Origin of the sequence: Parabacteroides sp. AF48-14 (assembly GCF_003477465.1) — a bacterium.
In the GTDB taxonomy this organism is placed as follows: domain Bacteria; phylum Bacteroidota; class Bacteroidia; order Bacteroidales; family Tannerellaceae; genus Parabacteroides; species Parabacteroides acidifaciens.
In genome coordinates, this window is sequence record NZ_QUDI01000014.1 from 60,439 (window position 1) to 78,893 (window position 18,455).

Below are 18,455 nucleotides of genomic sequence, written 5' to 3' on the forward strand. Positions count from 1 at the left end.
CGGTTAATAAATCAAATTAAATAGGTGGATTGACGAGGGGAAATTTGCTTTGCCGCGCGGCAGTAAAAGAAGTTGTTTTTAGCATTTTTTCCTGTGGTTGCAAGCAATACAAATCTATCCACATCAATTCGGGCACAAAAATACAAAACAATTGACAATTAGCAACTGATAATCGAAAATTATTTTTTCTTTTTGGTGTTACGCAGCGCTTTTTTATATTTAAACTCCGCTCTCATCTTGGCAGAGCCTGATTTATGCGTTCCACGCAAGAAGTCCGAGAACTTCAGTTTTTTTTCTCCGGCATTTTCATCTTTAGCTTTCTTCTTAAAGACCATGCCGCCCTCGGTTATTATTTTTTCTTTATCGTTCATAATCGTTCCTTTAAATCTATTATACGTTCTTTCAATACAGGATGCACGACAAACGGAGCTATTTCGGACAAAGGGTCCATCACAAATTTCCGATCATGCATGAGAGGATGCGGTAACGTCAGTTCCGCTGTTTGCCGGATCTCATCATCATAGAGCAGGATGTCTATATCAATGATCCGATCGTGATACGCCCCGTTGCTCTTCTCTGTACGGCCCAGTTCTTTTTCGATCTGTTGGGTAGCTAAAAGCAGTTCCGACGGAGAAAAAGAGGTCTTTAATTTAACAGCCGCATTCAGGAAAAGGTTCTCCGATGCAAAGCCCCAAGGCTCCGTTTCATAGAAACCGGAAAGGGCGAGAACATCTCCCACCCTTTCAGCTAACAGTGCGGCGGCTGTTATCATGTTCCGTCGTTTATTCCCGATATTGGTACCCAAGCTCAGGTATGCAATCGCCATAATTCCGTTTTTACAGGATCAGCATGGCATCGCCATAAGCTCCGAAACTATATTTTTCTTTCAAGGCCACTTCATAAGCATCCATGATCTGCTCATATCCGCCAAAAGATGCTGTCATCATCAGCAAAGTAGACAGCGGCATATGGAAGTTTGTGATCATGCTGGATGCAACACTGAAATCATACGGTGGAAAGATAAACTTGTTCGTCCATCCTTCAAATTCTTTCAGATGCCCGTCCGTACTTACAGCGGTTTCGATTGCGCGCATGACAGATGTTCCGACTGCACAAATCTGGCGACCGTTATCCTTTGCCGTGTTTACGACTTCCACCACATCGGCATTTACAACCATCTGTTCAGAATCCATCTTATGTTTGGTCAAGTCTTCCACATCGATTTCGCGGAAATTACCCAGACCGGAATGCAATGTCAGATAAGTAAACTGGCAATCTTTGATCTCAAGGCGTTTCATCAGTTCACGGCTGAAATGAAGGCCGGCGGCAGGAGCAACGACAGCCCCTTCTTCCGTTGCAAAAATGTTCTGGTAACGTTCTTCATCTTCCGGTTCCACAGGGCGGTCGATATATTTAGGCAGCGGGGTTTCACCCAGCGCATACAATGCCTTTTTAAATTCATCATGGTTACCGTCATAAAGGAAACGCAACGTACGGCCGCGTGATGTCGTATTGTCGATCACTTCAGCCACCATCGAATCGTCTTCACCGAAATACAGTTTGTTTCCGATACGGATTTTGCGGGCGGGATCCACCAACACATCCCACAGACGGAGGTCTTCATTCAGCTCACGCAGCAAGAAAACCTCGATACGGGCACCAGTCTTTTCTTTATTTCCATACAAGCGTGCCGGAAAGACTTTTGTGTTATTAAAGATAAACACATCTTTTTTTCCGAAATAATCCAGCAGGTCTTTGAATACTTTATGTTCGATCTCTCCGGTCTTGCGATTGACAACCATCAACCGGGACTCATCTCTGTTTTTTGCCGGATGGAGGGCGATCAGCTCCTGCGGTAAATTAAATTTGAATTTCGACAGCTTCATAATGCTAATTCTATATTTATTTTATTTTTATTCATTCGGTTTTATTTCTTCTATATTTTCCTCCAGGAAGGCGTCTATATCATCGGGAGACATACATTTATCCAACGTAATGTCACCGATACGGGTACGTTCCAAAGCAATCAGGTGTGCTCCAGACTGAAGGGCAACACCGATATCACGCGCCAAAGCCCGGATATAAGTACCTTTACTGCAAACCACCCGTATCTTGACTACCGGCAGGTTACATTCCAGCAACTCCATTTCATCAATTACGAGCGTTTTCGATTTCAACTCAACTTCTTCCCCCTTACGGGCCAACTCATACGCCCTTTTGCCCTCAACTTTACAAGCCGAAAAAACCGGCGGAATCTGCTGGATCGTTCCTACGAACGACTGCAAGACTTTTTCTACTTCCTCACGGGTTATATGTTCTGTCGGATAGATCCCGTCTATCTCTTTCTCCAGATCGAAAGAGGGTGTCGTCTCCCCCAATTTAAGGGTTGCGACATATTCTTTCGTCTGATACTGAAACTCGTCAATCCTTTTAGTGGCTTTACCGGTACAGACGATCATCACACCTGTTGCCAGGGGATCTAACGTTCCGGCATGTCCTACTTTTATCTTTTTCACCTTCAGCTTCCGCGACAATTTGTAACGGAACTTATTCACCAGGTCAAAAGAGGTCCACTTTAAGGGTTTATTAAAATATAATACTTCTCCTGCTATAAAATCCATTCTTATTTAAGTAACGTACAGGCGATTGTTATCAAACCTGCAATTGCACAATAGATGGCGAAATAAATCAGTTTCCCTTTCTTCACGATATTGATCATCCACTTGCAGGCGATGCATCCCGATACGAATGCGGCAAGAAATCCGACAACCAGCGAAAGCGTCGGAATATCTCCGGCAACCGCTTCTCCTTTCATCGCTTTCATCACATCCAACAAGGCTTCACCCAAAATAGGAGGAATAACCATCAGGAAAGAAAACTGAGCCAGTTTTGCTTTATTGTTCCCTAATAACAAACCGGTTGCAATCGTTGTTCCGGAGCGGGAAAGTCCCGGCATCACGCACATGCCTGCGCCAAACCAATAATGAAAGCATCCTTCATCGAGATGTTTTCTTTCTGGCGGGGCTTCGCATAATACGAAAATGCCAGCAATGCAGCTGTCAACAACAACATGCATCCCACAATCAGCAATCCTGAACCGAAAATATCTTCAACCGTATCTTTGAAGAACAGTCCTACGATTCCGACCGGAATCATGGATATCAGGATGTTTATCACATAGCGCGTCTCAGCATTCATCTGAAACTTAAACAACCCCCGGAATATCCATTCAATCTCTTTCCACAGGATAACCAACGTACTAAGTACGGTTGCCACATGGACGACAATCGTAAATGCTAAATTTTCTTCTCCCTGAATGCCAAATAAAGCAGAACCGATTGCCAGGTGACCGCTACTGCTGACCGGCAAATATTCCGTAAGTCCCTGAACGATCCCCAGCACTAAGGCTTCAAACCAACTCATTCTGCTACTTCTTTATTCTTGCTGTTTCTCAATATCCCGAAAATCATCATCACAAAACCGATCACCGTCACAGCCGGAGCCACAACGATACGGCGGGAACTGAATATTTCCGGATTAAATCCGGTCGGGTCCTGCGAACCGCCGCCACTCATCAACATAAAACCGATTGCGATAATAACGACAGAAACAGCAATCAGGATAAAATTGTCTTTTCCAAAAGCGAAATCTCTCTTTGCCATACATTTATATATAATATAATTTATCAACTCCCATCCGCAGATATTTGTTCACCGCAAAAACAGTTGCCGTAATAGAGAGCAAAATCCCCATCACCAACACACCCGCGTAAACAATCACCAACGCCTTTATATCCAGCAACTGAATAAAACCGGACAATTCATTTTGTAAATAATACAACGCTCCCGTCAGCATGAATATTGCAAGGATAGAGCAAAAATGCCGCTAACCACATTATACCGGACGAACGGCCTGCGTATAAAGCCGGGCGTAGCGCCTACCAGCTTCATCGTGTGAATCAGGAAACGTTTGGAATAGATCAGCAACCGTATCGTATTACTAATCAACACAAACGATATTGCCATCAGAATCACGGCAAGGGTCAACAGAATCAGGCTGACACGTTTCACGTTATCATTCACCATCTGCATCATATCTTTCCGGTACAATAAATCGGAAACGGAAGTATAGTTCTTTATCTTCTTTTCAATCAGTTTGAGGCTGTCCGGGTTGGCATATTCCGAATACAGCTTTACTTCGATCGAAGCCTGCAAGGGATTAAAGCCCAGGAACGTTTCGGGATTCTCGCCCAACTCCTCTTCCAGTTCTTTAGCTGCCTGTTCTTTCGATATGTATTCTGTAGATTTAATATAAGGCAATGCATCCAATGTCTTCTGCATCTTCTTTATCTCCGCTTCTTTCTGGTTGTCTTTCAGCACAATCGAAAACGAGATATTTTCCTTTACATATACGGAAAGTTTGTTTCCCAACAACCCCATCAGAAAAATAAGTCCCAGCAGAAACAGTACCAATGCGATACTTATTATGGAAGTCAAGCGAGAATTAAAGAAAGAAACCAAACTAACCTTTTTACTTTCAGCCATTAGACAATACCTTATTGTTGTTGAATAAAGCGGGGAGATGCGTCCAGAGAACACACCTCCCAATTTTTCTGCAAAAGAACAAATAATTTACGAGATAGCGGCTTCTTTACAATTCTTTAACTACAAAAGAGGTTGTGCCAACTGTTTGACACAACCTCTTATTTTTATCTGCATTCGTCCTTCACAGGAGTACCGGCAGAAGAACTTTATTTCAATACTTTAGTATTAATAATACGATCGCTTGTTCGCCTGTCGCAGGATACTTGATGTTGATTGGGGGACGGACTTCCGTCCGCCTCTACAACCCCGCGCGATCTTATTTAGAATTATTTGATTATAATTTTTTATCTACAATCATTATTTCACGATTGCCTTAACAGCATCTTCACCTTCCACGGCAACAACAACTACACCGGCAGGAACAGCAATTGTGGCGTTGTCGGAAGTGATAACAGTGTTGGCTACTGTCTGACCTAAGATGTTAGTGATAACAACCTTCTTACCAGCAGCACCGGCAATCTGAACTTTACCGTTCTGAGCCAGAACCTTAACACCTTCTACTACAACTTCTTCGTTAGCAGTCGGGTTTTCAGTGCTCTGTTTCAATGTAAAGACAGTTCCCTGATAGATATCTTCCTGAGCATAGCTAACCATCATACCGTCATGATCTTCGTAGAATTCATTTGCGCTTGTTGCCAATACAGCTACGTTATTCTGGTTCTTAACCCAAGCACCACCATTAGAAGCAAATCCAGCAAAGCGTCCGTTTGTTTCAATATAGAAGTTTTCATCATCATCCTGGTTTTTCAAACGGAATGCTACTGTTGCACCATTATAAGTTTCAGCGCTGATAGGCAAAGTAGCTACAGCATAATGTTTGATTGAATCTTCATATTCATAAGTAGCTTCCGGATCATTCAGAATATAAACACTGTCACCCATATGGATTGCATTTACAAATGCCAAACGAGTGTAGATTCCTTCGTGAATTGCATTCTTTGCATCGATATAAGGAATACTATCTACCAAATTGTTATTTGATAAATCTACCAGATAACGACCCTGAACATAAGGTCTTGAAGCGAAATGTTCAGTATGTCCCGGATTAGCCACGTCAAATGCATGGTCACAAGCTTTAGTATCTTTGAGTTCAGCACCAACAGCCAACAGATACAACGGCATACGAGTTTCATTGCGAACATAAGCTGTATCAACATACATGGAAGGAGCAGCATTCAAAGCAGGAGCTTCAGCCAAGCTACGGAATCCTAAGAAACCGGCACCTTTATCTTTAGAATACGGGCTATTGCAATCTTCGATCAAGACACGGTTTTCGTTGATAGCATCGTAGAATGCAACAGTGTCAACACCGGCAAGTCTCTTATAATACGGCATTGTATCCTGAACCATAAAGAATGCGTCTGTCTGACGTTCTGACAACAGACCTTTCTTAGCCATCGAAGTCTTGTTTTCCACAAACAGTTTATCGGCACCATCATAATATATGCCTTTACTGCTTCCGTCAGAGTTATAACCCGCATTTTTATTGACCAAAGCATAAGCATGAGCATCCTTATGATCATTTTCTTTCAAGAAGAAGTAAGCCGGATAAGCTAATTCACTCTTTTTGGCAATCGTATCGATTACAGCATAATTACCTTCTTTCGTTATACCAACAAAACGCAGGTCATTGTTAACCTTATCGAAGTCTTTTACTTTCAACAAATATACAGAGCGATATAATTGAGGAACAATTGTATCTGTATCATCTGTCCGGCCTACAACAACTTTACCGTATTCATTATTATTATAATACGGAACCAATTCGAAGTTAGAGCCATCTGCAGCAACATTCAACAATGTATCTTTCGTTCCAACTAAAGCCTTCAGGTAAACATCTCCGTAATCAGAGAAATGTTTCAGTTTGAAAGAATTGTCGATCACCTGATCCGGGCTTAAGTTCAGGAAGCCTGCTTGAGCTGCTTTTACATCCTTAACAGCAGTGAACATGATTGTATCCTGACAAGTGAAACGGTTATACGGAGCACGAGAATCAACGTTCAATTCATTCCAAGTATGATCAATGAAATAAACGGTATCTTCACCTGCTTTATAAAGCTGACCTTCAAATGCAACCAGATTATTATATTCACGGTTTGTGATACGAACGCGTGGATTAACAGCATCTACACAACCAAGTGTTTCAACAACCCACTGAGTTGCAGGCATGTGTTCAAAGTCCTGGGTAGAAGCCCATTCGTCATAAACAATGGTACCAGCCATATTTGCTACCAGATACTGGCCGTCAGCACGGTTTGTAGAAGAAACAGGATGTCTCTTTGTTACCAGCTTAGCATAGTAAGCGCCTTGAGGCAAAGATGTACGAACGAAATACGGATATTCGTGGTTGAAAGAAATACGAGTATCAAAACCACCTGCCGGATTCAAGCGACCAACAGTTGCAACTGTCTTTCCTGTTGAAGATAACACTGTAGTTGTCAAAGATACAGGAGAAGTCGTACAATCCGTATTACTTACTGCAATACCAAGGTTTGCTGCTGTAACATCAGCATCTTTCACCCACTGAGAGCCCGCCTTAGTTTCTAACCAAGGAGTTCCGGCCTGCATTTCTGCATCTGTAGCAGACGCTGCATTCAACGGTTCGATAAACAAACTGTCGTTTGACGGATAGTAAGTCAACTTAAAGAAGTAACGGGCAAACACATAACCGCCATCTGCACCAAGATTTTTAATTTCTTTGTTAACCAATTTGTAAGCCGGAGACAAAGAAGGAGACTGTGCTCCTTCATAGCGAGCAGTATCTACCATAAAATATTTCTGAATAGCAACCGGTTCAATCGGAGCGGCTAAACGGATAGCATACTCGTCAAAATCAGCAACTTTAGCATCACTCAATGCGGTCTTAGCAGAAGTCAGTTTCGGGCTTGCTTCATCTGCAGCCTTAGAAGCTATTCCCACTAAATCAGCAGCGATCTTTGCTGCGTCACTGACAGGCTTATCATCTTCAGCAGTTAGAGAACTTTCAATGGCTGTAGCAGCATTTGTCAATGCAGTCTTTGCTGCATCCAAAGCGCCTTTTGCTGCATCCAAAGCATTTTTTGCAGTTTCCAGAGCAGTCGCAGCGGCAGCACCATTATCTGTTGCAGTCAGAGCGGCGGTTGCAGCGGTTGAGGCAGCGGTTGCGGCATTATTAGCAGTGGTTGCAGCAGTTGCAGCAGCGGTTGCAGCAGTTGCAGTTGCTGTTGAACCTAAAGCAGCATCACCTTTTACCGTAACAGCATCCAATGCAGCTTTGGCATCATCTAAAGCATCCTTAGCTGCAGCCAATTCTGCATTTGCAACCTTCAATGCAAGGTTACCAAACTCCTGTGAGAAAACAGCGTCCTGTGCCTCATATTTAGTAGAAGCCAATGTATTACTGAAAATATCCTGCAAACCGCTGTTCAACAATCCGTTCGGAATATTAAACTTAAATTTGGCAGAATCAAGAGCCTGTGCATCGATCATCTGATTGATATCCTGAGCAGTCAGCACTATTTCACCAGCTATAACAGGTTTCAAGTTCAAAGTATGTGTCAAACCGGTTAAACCCGTTTTAGCAACATCTTTTGAATACTTGACAGCAACAACTTCGTCAGCAGCGTTCAGCTGCATTACCATAACAGAGTCGGAAGCGGCATTGAAATAGGAATAGATAGGTGCTACTGTAAAATCAGAAGTCTGTACATCCGTACTGTACCAACCCCAATCACTTGTGCAACCATCCAGAATAGTTCCGTCAATTGTTAATGCAGAAATATCCGTATCAACATCATATTTTACTGCTTTTGTGTGATCCAAAATTAGTTCCAGATTTGTTTCCTTATTAATATAAGTAAACGTTTTAGAAGCTGTAGTCGGGTGAGTTGTCACCTTAATCTTCCATAATGAAGCATTCAGAGGAGCTTCAGAAGGGACTTCAGTCGGATCCAACATTTTTAAAGTAACAGCACCTGTTTGCTGGTCACGAACCTGAACCAGGACATTTGTTCCATCAGTTAACTGATACCATCTGTTCATTGATTGAATCTGGTTAATGTCATCACCTACAGCAGTACTTAATGTATTCTGCGTGCGGTACGGAAACGCACCTGCAGAAGGACTGTGCTGAGCATAAGCCACACCAGAAGCCAGCACAAGACCGGCTACAAGAGTAGAAAACTTTTTGTTCATAATCATTTGAATTAATATTAATAATACATATACTAAAAGTTCGATCGATCTTACGGACGTTTCTCGTGTTTTCGTCTTTTAACTAAACTTCTGTATTTTGACGAGAGAAAACGTACGTTTTTTTTTAGTCATTTTTGGAGGGTTTGTCAGCCAAAAGCCGTTTTTCGTACAGCTTAATCTATCTAATTGATAAGAAAGGATATAGAAACAAGAAATTTCTTGGAGAAAACAGTTGCAGGTTCGGAAACTATGCTTAAATTTGTGACGAAAATAAACGTACGTTTTCATTAGTCATTCCATAAATAGCATCTACCTCTTTATTTTTCAATCTCTTACAATCATAAAACAAATACAATTTGCCCATATATTACTAATGTACGCGTGTACATTATATAAAATCCTAAACAATAGATAATCAATCCTATAACTGTGGACACGCCAAATATCAATTCCACCCTAAAAAGCAGGTAAAATAGGCAATTTCAGAGAACAACAGATGCAAATGTTACTTTTTCCTTAAGCAATAATAGTTATTCACATTTCCATCCAAGAAAAGAAAGTGACTTTTCCTCCCAACGATTTTAAATATGAGTTTGCAAGTTTGGAGAAATAGAACCGACCGGTAAGAAAGAGTGAAAGAATAATTCCTATATTTGTAAATGCAATAAAAACAATGACGTATGGACCGGAAAAAGTTACCGATAGGCATCAGCGATTATAAAGAGCTAATAGACGAAGATTATTATTATGTGGATAAGACCGATTTTATCCGCCAGATCATAGAAGAAGGAAGCAAAATCACGCTTCTTCCGCGTCCGCGCCGTTTCGGCAAGACGCTGAACCTCTCCACGCTCCGCTATTTCTTCGAGAGGACGGAAGGCAATATCTATCGTCCGCTGTTCAACGGGAAAAACATCGAACAGTGGAAAGACTTCGACCGATATCAAGGGAAATATCCGGTGATACTGGTCACGTTGAAAGACTGCAAGGGCGATACGTTTGAAGCGACCTTGTCTCAAATCAAAATACAGATGCAACAGGAATTTGCCCGTCACCGGTATTTACTGAACGACGAACTGTCCGAGCTGGACCGCCTGTGGTTTAATCAGGTACTTATGCTACAAGCAGACGAGGTCATGATCCAAAACTCATTACTTTTTTTATCCGGATTGCTGGCAACTCACTGGGGCACGCCGCCCCTCGTGCTGCTCGACGAATACGACACGCCTATCCATGTCGCTTTCGACAAAGGCTATTACGACCGTATGATCGGCTTTATGCGTAACTTTATGAGTTTGGTGTTCAAAGACAATACGGATATCTTCCGTGGCATCATCACCGGCATCTTGCGGGTCAGCAAGGAATCGATATTCAGTGGGTTGAATAATATTGATGTAGATACGATCCTGGAACTTCCGATGTGTACCTCTTTCGGTTTTACACAAGAGGAAACCGACCAAATGCTAACCGACTATCTATTAGACGCGCAGAAAGATGAGGTGAAGAACTGGTACAACGGCTACCTGTTCGGAGATCAAACAGTCTACAATCCCTGGTCTGTGCTTTCCTTTATAAATAAAGGCGGCGTCCTGGCTCCTTACTGGGTAAACACCGGCTCGGACGTCCTCTTGCGACACCTGCTTGCCGACGGCCCGTCGCAAATACGCATGGGTGTGGAATCACTGATACAGGGCGAACCGATCCGCAGCGTGATAAACGACAAGTTAGCTTTTCCGGATTTGCTGTCAGAAGCATCCAATATCTGGTCATTCATGCTTTTCAGCGGCTATCTGAAGGCTACCGATCCGGTAAAGAACAATGACGACCTGATGGAATATACCCTGCAAGTACCTAATCGTGAGGTCAGAACCGTTTTCTTCACCATAATCCGAAGCTGGATCAATAACGGTCCGGTCAAGAACGACCGCCTGGAGTTGATGTTGCAAGCGTTGAAAGAAAAAAACATGCCAATCTTCCAGCGTATCCTGAATGACTTTGTCGTCAATACATTATCATATTATGACACAAGCGGCCGTGAGCCGGAGAAGGTCTACCAAGCCTTCCTGTTAGGTATGCTTGTCAGCAGCGGCGCTTACGAAGTGAGCAGCAACCGCGAATCGGGGCTTGGCCGTTATGACATTCTGCTCCGTCCGCGCGACCTGAGCCTGCAAGGCGTGATCATGGAGTTGAAGCTCTATGATCCGGTGTACGACGAATCCGTCGAAAGTGTGTTAGATTCTGCACTTCAGCAGATTGAGGACAAACAGTATGCCGCCACGCTTCGGGCAGCCGGCGTCACCGACATCCTCAAAATGGCTATCACATTCGACGGCAAACGGGTCTGGGTAAAGATGGCCTGAATAAGTAAAAAAAGTTTGTACTTAATACAAATGCAAAAATAAGATACGGACTCAAATATAATCCGTACATTTGCGCATTATGAAAAACGAATTTGATTATCAAGACGTCCCATACGATTTCGCACATTGCTTCAATGACCAATGTACGCAAGCGGACAATTGTTTACGCCACCTGGCAGCAGCCAACAGTACATCTATCCGTAAATTCCTTCCGATAGTAAACCCGGCCTGTTTTCCGAAGGAAGGAAACGACTGCCCTTTCTTCAAATCACAAATCAAAAAACGAATTGCCTTAGGAATTACCAATCTGCTCGATAATGTACCGCATAAAATGGCCCTGCAACTAAGAAGACAGATGGTCAGCCACTTCAAGAAAACACTTTATTACCGTTTCCAACGCAAAGAAAACGAGCTATTACCCGAGCATCAACTCTTTATCAAACAACTATTTAAGCAGAACGGGATCAACGAAGAACCGGTTTTCGATTCATACAGGGAAAGCTTCGACTGGTAAAAAGTTTCAGTAATATTTTTTCGTGAAACTTTTGTTTCAAACGGTTTCTACCTTTGAAACTTTTGTTTCTTGCCGATGAAACTTTTGTTCCACCGGTCGAAACTTTTAGTTTCCTGCCTTGAAACTAAAGTTTCGACCGCAGACACTTTTGTTCCGTGGCAAGAAACACTGAATCAGCACCAATAAAGACTATTCTTCCACCGGTTCCCCGAACAAAGTAGCGGAAGAGGCACGGTTGATGCGTACCTTTATAAATTGTCCGACGTGATAATTCTTTTTATCGAAGATCACCACCTTATTCTGGCTCGTACGCCCGAACAACTGCTCGCGGGAACGCTTGGAGAAACCCTCGATCAGCACTTCAAAGACTTTTCCGATATCACGTTTATTGCTTTCCTCCGACAGCTGGTTCTGCAGGTCGATCATGCCTTGCAGGCGGCGTACCTTTTCGGCTTCGCTCACCGTATCGGGCAGATGCTTAGAGGCATATGTGCCCGGGCGTTCGGAATATTTGAAGAGGAAAGCACTGTCGTAGCCCACTTCGCGCATCAGCGAAAGCGTTTCCTGGTAGTCCTCTTCCGTCTCGGAATGGAAACCGCAAAAGAGGTCGGTCGAGATGGCACAATCCGGCAGGATCCGACGGATGGCGGCAATGCGGTCCAGATACCATTCGCGGGTATATTTGCGGTTCATCACGCTCAGGATGCGGGAACTGCCCGATTGCGCCGGCAGGTGGATCATCTTGCAGATGTTATCGTGCGCAGCATTACACGCAACGTATCGTCGCTCATATCCTTCGGATGGGAAGTCGTGAAGCGGACGCGCATCCCGGGAACTTCCTCGGCCACGCGCTCCAGCAAGACAGGGAAAGAAATCTTTTCGCCGTCTTTCTCAAAAAGATAGGAGTTCACATTCTGCCCTAAAAGGGTCACTTCTTTGAAACCTTTATCGCGCATATCCCGTATTTCGTTCAGAATGCTATCCACGTCACGGCTTCGTTCCCGGCCACGCGTATATGGCACAATGCAATAGGTACAAAAGTTATTGCACCCGCGCATGATGGAAACAAAACCGGAGATATGCACACCTCCTAACTTCAACGGGATTACGTCTTTGTAGGTTTCCTGTGTGGAAAGTTCCACGTTAATCGCCTTTTCGCCATGCTCAACCGCCCCGACCAGGTTCGGCAAATCCATATACGAATCCGGACCGACCACTAAGTCAGCATGATGCACATTGATCAACTCTTCCTTCACCCGTTCCGCCATGCATCCGAGCACACCGACTACTAAAGATTTTTTCTTTCTTTTTAATGACTGGAAATACTGAAGCCGGCCGTAAATTTTTTGCTCGGCATTATCGCGAACCGAACAGGTATTGACGAAAATAGCATCTGCATCTTCGATTTTGTCAGTCACGGCATAACCGTCCATTTGCATGATGGAAGCAACAACTTCACTGTCTGCAACGTTCATCTGACACCCGTAAGTTTCGATAAACAACTTCTTTTCTCCGGTTCCGGCTGCGGATTTTAAGTCCACGCCATTTTCTTGATTTGTCATCTCTTCTGTTAATTAATTTTAAATATATTCTTTTGGCAAAAATAAATGCTCAAACACTTGCACAGTTCAAACCGTACCCTTATATTTGCACTTGAAAAACGTAAATTTTTTCATAGTTAAGGTTTTGGTTAAATCGAATAAGGGTGGCTGTGAAGTTACCCTTATTTACTTTTATACCTATTATATGTTTCCTTTCTTTCACTTCTGAATAATATTTCCTACATTTGGAGTACAAAAATAATCAAAGTTTATGGATAACGCAGGTGATTGGCTATATATTGTGTTCCTGATAATTGCAGGGATCAGCGGCTTGTTCGGTTCCAAGAATAAGAAAAAACGCCCGAAACAGGTGTTGGGGCAACCGGAAAGGGAAATCATTCCTGAGGATGAAGAGGCTCCGCAAAAGGGTTTCTGGGACATCTTGCAGGAGATGCAGGAACCGCAACCGAAGCAAAAGCCCGCCAAGCCAAAGAAACAGAAAAAACAGCAGGCTGTGCAACCGACACCGTTCCTGACTGGAGAAAATACGACGGCCAGACAGACGGCTGACGGAAACCGGACCATCCTTCCTCCGATAGAAGAAGATATTCCGCAGACGGATATAGAGTTCAACAACGCCGCTGAACTGCGAAAAGCTATTATTTACACCGAAATACTCAACCGCAAGTATTAATCTATGTTCTTTTTTAATACCTTTGCGCCCGACTGTTAGCTGAATAGAGAATTACTAATATAACAACAAATAATATCATGGCTTTAAAATTTATTACAGCAGAAGAAGCTGCTTCATTCGTACATCACGACGATAATGTAGGCTTTAGTGGATTTACTCCTGCCGGATGCCCGAAAGTTGTGCCGGGTGCGATTGCTAAAAAGGCAATGGCTGAACATGAAAAAGGCAATCCTTTCCAGATCGGTATGTTTACAGGCGCCTCGACAGGCGACAAGTTGGATGGTGAACTGGCTCGCGCAAACGCTATCAAGTTCCGTACTCCGTATCAATCGAACAAAGACCTGCGTGCCTTGCTGAACGCTCACGGCGCTCAGTATTTCGATATGCACCTGTCCGAACTGGCACAGGATTTACGTTACGGCTTCCTGGGCAAAATAGACGTGGCTATCGTTGAAGCAGCCGACGTTACGGAAGACGGCGAAATCGTTCCGACCAGCGGTGTCGGTATCCTGCCGACGATCTGCCGCATGGCTGACCGCATCATTGTTGAATTGAACTGCCGCCACCCGAAAGAAATCCGCGGTATGCATGATATTTATGAACCGGCCGATCCTCCCTACCGCCGCGAAATACCGGTTTACACTCCGTCGGACCGTATCGGTAGCGAGTGCGTGAAGGTTGATCCGGCCAAGATCGTGGGTGTAGTCAAGACTGACGAACCGAACGAAGGAGGTAAGTTCTCTCCGCTGGACGACGTGACGATGGCTATCGGCCAGAACGTTGCAAACTTCCTCGTAGGCGAGATCAAAGCAGGCCGCCTGCCGAAAGAATTCGTTCCGTTGCAGAGTGGCGTAGGAAACGTTGCCAACGCAGTATTAGGCTGCATGGGTGAAAACAAGGATATCCCGGCATTTAACGTCTACACGGAAGTAATCCAAGATGCTGTCATTTCGCTGATGAAACAGGGACGCGTCAAGTTTGCCAGCGGCTGCTCACTGTCTGTCAGCAACGAAGTGATCCGTGAGATCTATGCGAACTTAGACTTCTTCAAAGATAAGATCCTTCTCCGCCCGCAGGAAATTTCCAACAATCCGGAAGTGGCCCGCCGTCTGGGTCTGGTGGCAATCAATACGGCTCTGGAAGCTGATATCTTCGGTAACATCAACTCGACTCACGTTTCGGGTACAAGAATGATGAACGGTATCGGTGGTTCAGGCGACTTTACCCGTTCTGCCATGCTGTCTATCTTCACAACTCCGTCTACGGCGAAAGAAGGCAAGATCAGTGCATTCGTTCCGATGGTTTCCCATCTGGATCACAGCGAGCACTCGGTTAAGATCATCATCACGGAATATGGCGTTGCGACCTGCGCGGCAAGTCTCCGATCCAGCGTGCACGTTGCATCATCGAAAACTGCGTTCACCCGGACTACAAACCGTTGTTGACCGAATATCTGGAAATGGGTATCAAGGGACATACTCCCCAGAACCTGAAGTGCTGCTTCGCATTCCACGAAGAGTTGGCTGCCAGCGGCGACATGCACAATGTTGACTGGAGCAAATACAACAAGTAAGAGATAAAAACGGGACTTGTCCCATAAAAAACGCTCCCGTCCGAAAAAATATAGGACGGGAGCCGTTTTGCGTTTGCACGGGAGGCAATGGCCAAGAGAACAGACTCCGGCATTTCTGCTAAATCAATCCTTTCAAATCCAAATATCCGTATTGTATTTCATCATTGAAACAGAAGATCAAACGGTTATTGTCTTTGTCGTAACAAAACCCCTCGATATCGTAGCCGATTTCAAGTGTCTGAAGATATTTTCCCCGAAGGTCAAATACAAAAAGAGTCGTCGTAACAGCTTCTTTTGAATCATGCGAACTACCTAAAGAGGTTACAGCAAGAATTTTATCACCGGCAATGACAACATCATTGAAGAAATCACGCCGAATTGACACTTCATTGTCCCAATCCGGACCGTACACATTATATTTCAAGTTACCATCGAGATCAAGAATCGTCATTAAATCGTTATGGGAAAAACACTCCACAATCACATTTTGCTCCAATGATACGGCAAAACTTGCACGCACACGTTTGATCTCCGGATTGATATAGTTCAACGGCGTAGTTGCGCCTGTCACCATGTTCCATTTAGCAATGGTGACACCGAAAGGACGACCCGGCTGCGGCCACATAAATGTACCATAGGAAAGCGTATCGTTGACATATATATAGCGCATCGGGATGTAATCACCCAAATCCGCTTTAACCGTATGCGTGTAATTTTGGGGATCAGCCAGGACACTGTCCAAACTGTAGGTAAAGATTTTCTTCTTTCCATGATCCGTCAAATAAAATTCCCGTTTCTTTTCGTTGATGCCAACGGAGCCGAAGTTCGTTATTTCATCCGGTCCCGGCCCCTTCAAAGCAGTACTGCAAATGTGGCGGAAGTTATTTTTGTCGAAGATAAAAACAACCGTATCTTTTGTCCAGTAGTCTCCTATAATCAGATATTGGTCAAGTATGGAAGGCCCCGAATAGCGGCTAATCAAAACATCGCCCATGTCGATCTCTTTGATCCGATCGCGCACATTGATTTTATTGTCCCGTTTAGTCTGGTAGATTTCCGTTCCGTCTTTTTGGGAAGAGCAGGCGCACAAGGCAAGAAGCAAGAGTATGAAAGGATAGATGGTTTTCATATTAGAAGTATGATTTATAAACGTGTATGAGACGAAGGATGTGCCAAAAGTTTAGCACACCCTTCATCTCTATTTATCAAGGTTGTTTGCCGATATAAGCCAGGATACCGCCGTCCACATACAGCACGTGGCCGTTTACGAAGTCGGAAGCATCGGATGCCAGGAATACGGCCGGTCCCATCAGATCTTCGGGAGTTCCCCAACGGGCTGCCGGAGTCTTGGCGACGATAAAGGCATCGAACGGATGGCGTGAGCCGTCCGGCTGTTTTTCACGCAAAGGAGCGGTCTGCGGAGTTGCGATATAACCCGGGCCGATACCATTACACTGGATATTGTATTCGCCATATTCGGAAGCGATATTACGGGTCAGCATCTTCAGGCCGCCTTTGGCAGCAGCATAAGCAGATACCGTTTCACGTCCCAACTCGCTCATCATGGAGCAGATATTGATAATCTTTCCGTGTCCTTTCTTGATCATGGAAGGGATAACGGCTTTCGATACGATAAACGGAGCATTCAAGTCTACGTCGATTACCTGGCGGAATTCGGCAGCAGACATTTCCGTCATCGGAATACGTTTGATGATACCGGCATTGTTAACCAGGATATCGATCACACCCACTTCCTTTTCAATCTGTGCAACCAAAGCGTTTACCTGTTCCTCATTCGTTACGTCGCAAACATACCCGTGAGCTTCGATGCCTTCCGCTTTATAAGCAGCAAGACCTTTATCCACCAATTCCTGTTTGATATCGTTGAACACGATAGTCGCACCGGCTTGTGCAAAAGCCGTAGCCAAAGCAAAACCGATACCGTAAGATGCACCCGTTACAAGCGCAACCTTACCTTCCAATGAAAAATTTACCATAATATATAATGTATTAATGTGCGAATATGCCAATGTGCCAATAAAAAGCATCGGACATATTCGCCTCGTTTTTTAATCCGTAATTCAGCATTGCCACATTTGCACATTGGCATATTGGCACATTATTTCAAGTCGGTGATCAAAGAGAAGTCCTGATCGCCATAATCCAGGTTTTCACCGCCCATACCCCAGATAAACGTATAGTTGTGGGTAGCAGCAGCACTGTGGATAGACCATTCGGGAGACAAAACTGCCTGATCGCCCTTCATCCAGATATGACGGGTTTCGTCTACTTCGCCCATAAAGTGGCAGATGGCCTGGTCTTCGGGAATATCGAAATAGAAATAGGCTTCCATGCGGCGGCTGTGTACGTGTGCCGGCATAGTATTCCAGACACTGCCCGGTTTCAGTTCCGTCATACCCATCTGCAACTGGCAGGTTGGCAACACTTGGTTCACAATCATCTTGTTGATGTTACGGTCGTTAGACATTTCCAGTGATCCCATGGCTGCCACAACAGCATCCGCCTTAGTTATGATCTTATCCGGATAGTTACGGTGTGCCGGTGTCGAGTTAAAGTAGAACTTAGCCGGATTTTCAGCGATCGGGCTTATAAACTTCACTTCGCGGTCACCTGAACCCAGATAAAGGGCTTCCTTAAAACCGATTTCATATATCTTGTCATCTACCATTACGGCACCGGGACCATGTCCCACATTAAAGATACCCATTTCACGGCGGGTCAGGAAATAAGGCGCTTTCAACGGTTCGATCGCTTCCAGTTCGATGATCTCGCCCATCGGCTGAACGCCACCGACAATCATACGGTCGTACATCGAGTACACCATGTTCACTTCATTCTCGACAATCAGATTTTCAATCAGAAAGTCACGACGGATACGCTTCGTATCATAATGCTTTGCATCTTCCGGATGTGCAGCATAACGCAATTCATAATTAGTCTTCATCTTCTTATTATCTGTATTTGATTTTATTTCT

General features: G+C 44.2%; 12 protein-coding genes and 4 pseudogenes. 4 read left to right on the forward strand and 12 right to left on the reverse strand.

Features of this window, described 5'->3' with window-relative positions; all coding sequences use genetic code 11:
- Positions 1-179: 179 nt before the first annotated feature.
- The 8 genes and pseudogenes from DW083_RS08530 to DW083_RS08565 all read right to left on the reverse strand — a co-directional run bounded on the left by DW083_RS08530 (position 180) and on the right by DW083_RS08565 (position 8,624).
- Positions 180-371: a hypothetical protein gene (locus DW083_RS08530; RefSeq protein WP_115500722.1), complete on the reverse strand. Its 192-nt coding sequence runs from the start codon at positions 369-371 to the stop codon at positions 180-182.
- Entirely contained in the window at positions 368-826 is a 459-nt protein-coding gene (gene folK / locus DW083_RS08535; RefSeq protein WP_122332080.1) for a 2-amino-4-hydroxy-6-hydroxymethyldihydropteridine diphosphokinase, read from the reverse strand. The genes DW083_RS08530 and folK overlap by 4 nt, the downstream gene beginning before the upstream one ends.
- A 10-nt stretch (positions 827-836) precedes the next feature.
- Positions 837-1,886 (reverse strand): tRNA preQ1(34) S-adenosylmethionine ribosyltransferase-isomerase QueA, encoded by a 1,050-nt coding sequence (queA, locus tag DW083_RS08540; RefSeq protein WP_115500720.1) that lies wholly within the window; start codon positions 1,884-1,886, stop codon positions 837-839.
- A 27-nt stretch (positions 1,887-1,913) separates the two neighbouring features.
- Positions 1,914-2,621 carry a tRNA pseudouridine(55) synthase TruB gene (truB, locus tag DW083_RS08545; protein WP_122332081.1) on the reverse strand — a complete coding sequence of 236 codons (708 nt, stop codon included), beginning with the start codon at positions 2,619-2,621 and terminating at the stop codon, positions 1,914-1,916.
- Between the two features lie 2 nt (positions 2,622-2,623).
- Positions 2,624-3,423 (reverse strand): annotated as a pseudogene (locus DW083_RS08550) (undecaprenyl-diphosphate phosphatase).
- Complete coding sequence (locus tag DW083_RS08555) at positions 3,420-3,662, reverse strand: DUF3098 domain-containing protein (RefSeq protein ID WP_122332101.1); 243 nt, start codon at positions 3,660-3,662, stop codon at positions 3,420-3,422. Before DW083_RS08555 ends, DW083_RS08550 begins: the two are co-directional and overlap by 4 nt.
- A gap of 4 nt (positions 3,663-3,666) precedes the next feature.
- Positions 3,667-4,544 (reverse strand): annotated as a pseudogene (locus DW083_RS08560) (cell division protein FtsX).
- A gap of 357 nt (positions 4,545-4,901) precedes the next feature.
- Positions 4,902-8,624 (reverse strand): DUF6383 domain-containing protein, encoded by a 3,723-nt coding sequence (locus tag DW083_RS08565; protein WP_147382115.1) that lies wholly within the window; start codon positions 8,622-8,624, stop codon positions 4,902-4,904.
- A gap of 833 nt (positions 8,625-9,457) precedes the next feature.
- Here DW083_RS08565 and DW083_RS08570 point away from each other — a divergent pair.
- Positions 9,458-11,137, forward strand: coding sequence for an AAA family ATPase (locus DW083_RS08570; RefSeq protein ID WP_122332083.1), 1,680 nt, complete (start codon positions 9,458-9,460; stop codon positions 11,135-11,137).
- A gap of 79 nt (positions 11,138-11,216) precedes the next feature.
- Entirely contained in the window at positions 11,217-11,651 is a 435-nt protein-coding gene (locus DW083_RS08575) for a DUF6078 family protein (protein ID WP_122332102.1), read from the forward strand.
- A 189-nt stretch (positions 11,652-11,840) separates the two neighbouring features.
- Here the strand turns inward: DW083_RS08575 and miaB are convergent.
- Positions 11,841-13,213, reverse strand: a pseudogene (gene miaB, locus DW083_RS08580) (tRNA (N6-isopentenyl adenosine(37)-C2)-methylthiotransferase MiaB).
- Between the two features lie 250 nt (positions 13,214-13,463).
- Between miaB and DW083_RS08585 the strand changes: the two are divergent.
- Both DW083_RS08585 and DW083_RS08590 read left to right on the forward strand, forming a co-directional pair.
- A complete protein-coding gene (locus tag DW083_RS08585) occupies positions 13,464-13,886 on the forward strand; it encodes a hypothetical protein (RefSeq protein ID WP_122332084.1) in 423 nt (140 codons plus the stop codon).
- 77 nt (positions 13,887-13,963) lie between these two features.
- Positions 13,964-15,459: pseudogene (locus DW083_RS08590) on the forward strand (acetyl-CoA hydrolase/transferase family protein).
- Between the two features lie 118 nt (positions 15,460-15,577).
- Here DW083_RS08590 and DW083_RS08595 read toward each other — a convergent pair.
- The 3 genes from DW083_RS08595 to kduI all read right to left on the reverse strand — a co-directional run bounded on the left by DW083_RS08595 (position 15,578) and on the right by kduI (position 18,424).
- Positions 15,578-16,588 carry a 6-bladed beta-propeller gene (locus tag DW083_RS08595; protein WP_122332085.1) on the reverse strand — a complete coding sequence of 337 codons (1,011 nt, stop codon included), beginning with the start codon at positions 16,586-16,588 and terminating at the stop codon, positions 15,578-15,580.
- A 76-nt stretch (positions 16,589-16,664) separates the two neighbouring features.
- Positions 16,665-17,456: a gluconate 5-dehydrogenase gene (locus DW083_RS08600; protein ID WP_115500859.1), complete on the reverse strand. Its 792-nt coding sequence runs from the start codon at positions 17,454-17,456 to the stop codon at positions 16,665-16,667.
- A gap of 122 nt (positions 17,457-17,578) precedes the next feature.
- On the reverse strand, positions 17,579-18,424 hold the full coding sequence (kduI, locus tag DW083_RS08605) for a 5-dehydro-4-deoxy-D-glucuronate isomerase (protein WP_115500858.1): 846 nt from the start codon (positions 18,422-18,424) through the stop codon (positions 17,579-17,581).
- Positions 18,425-18,455: the final 31 nt, after the last annotated feature.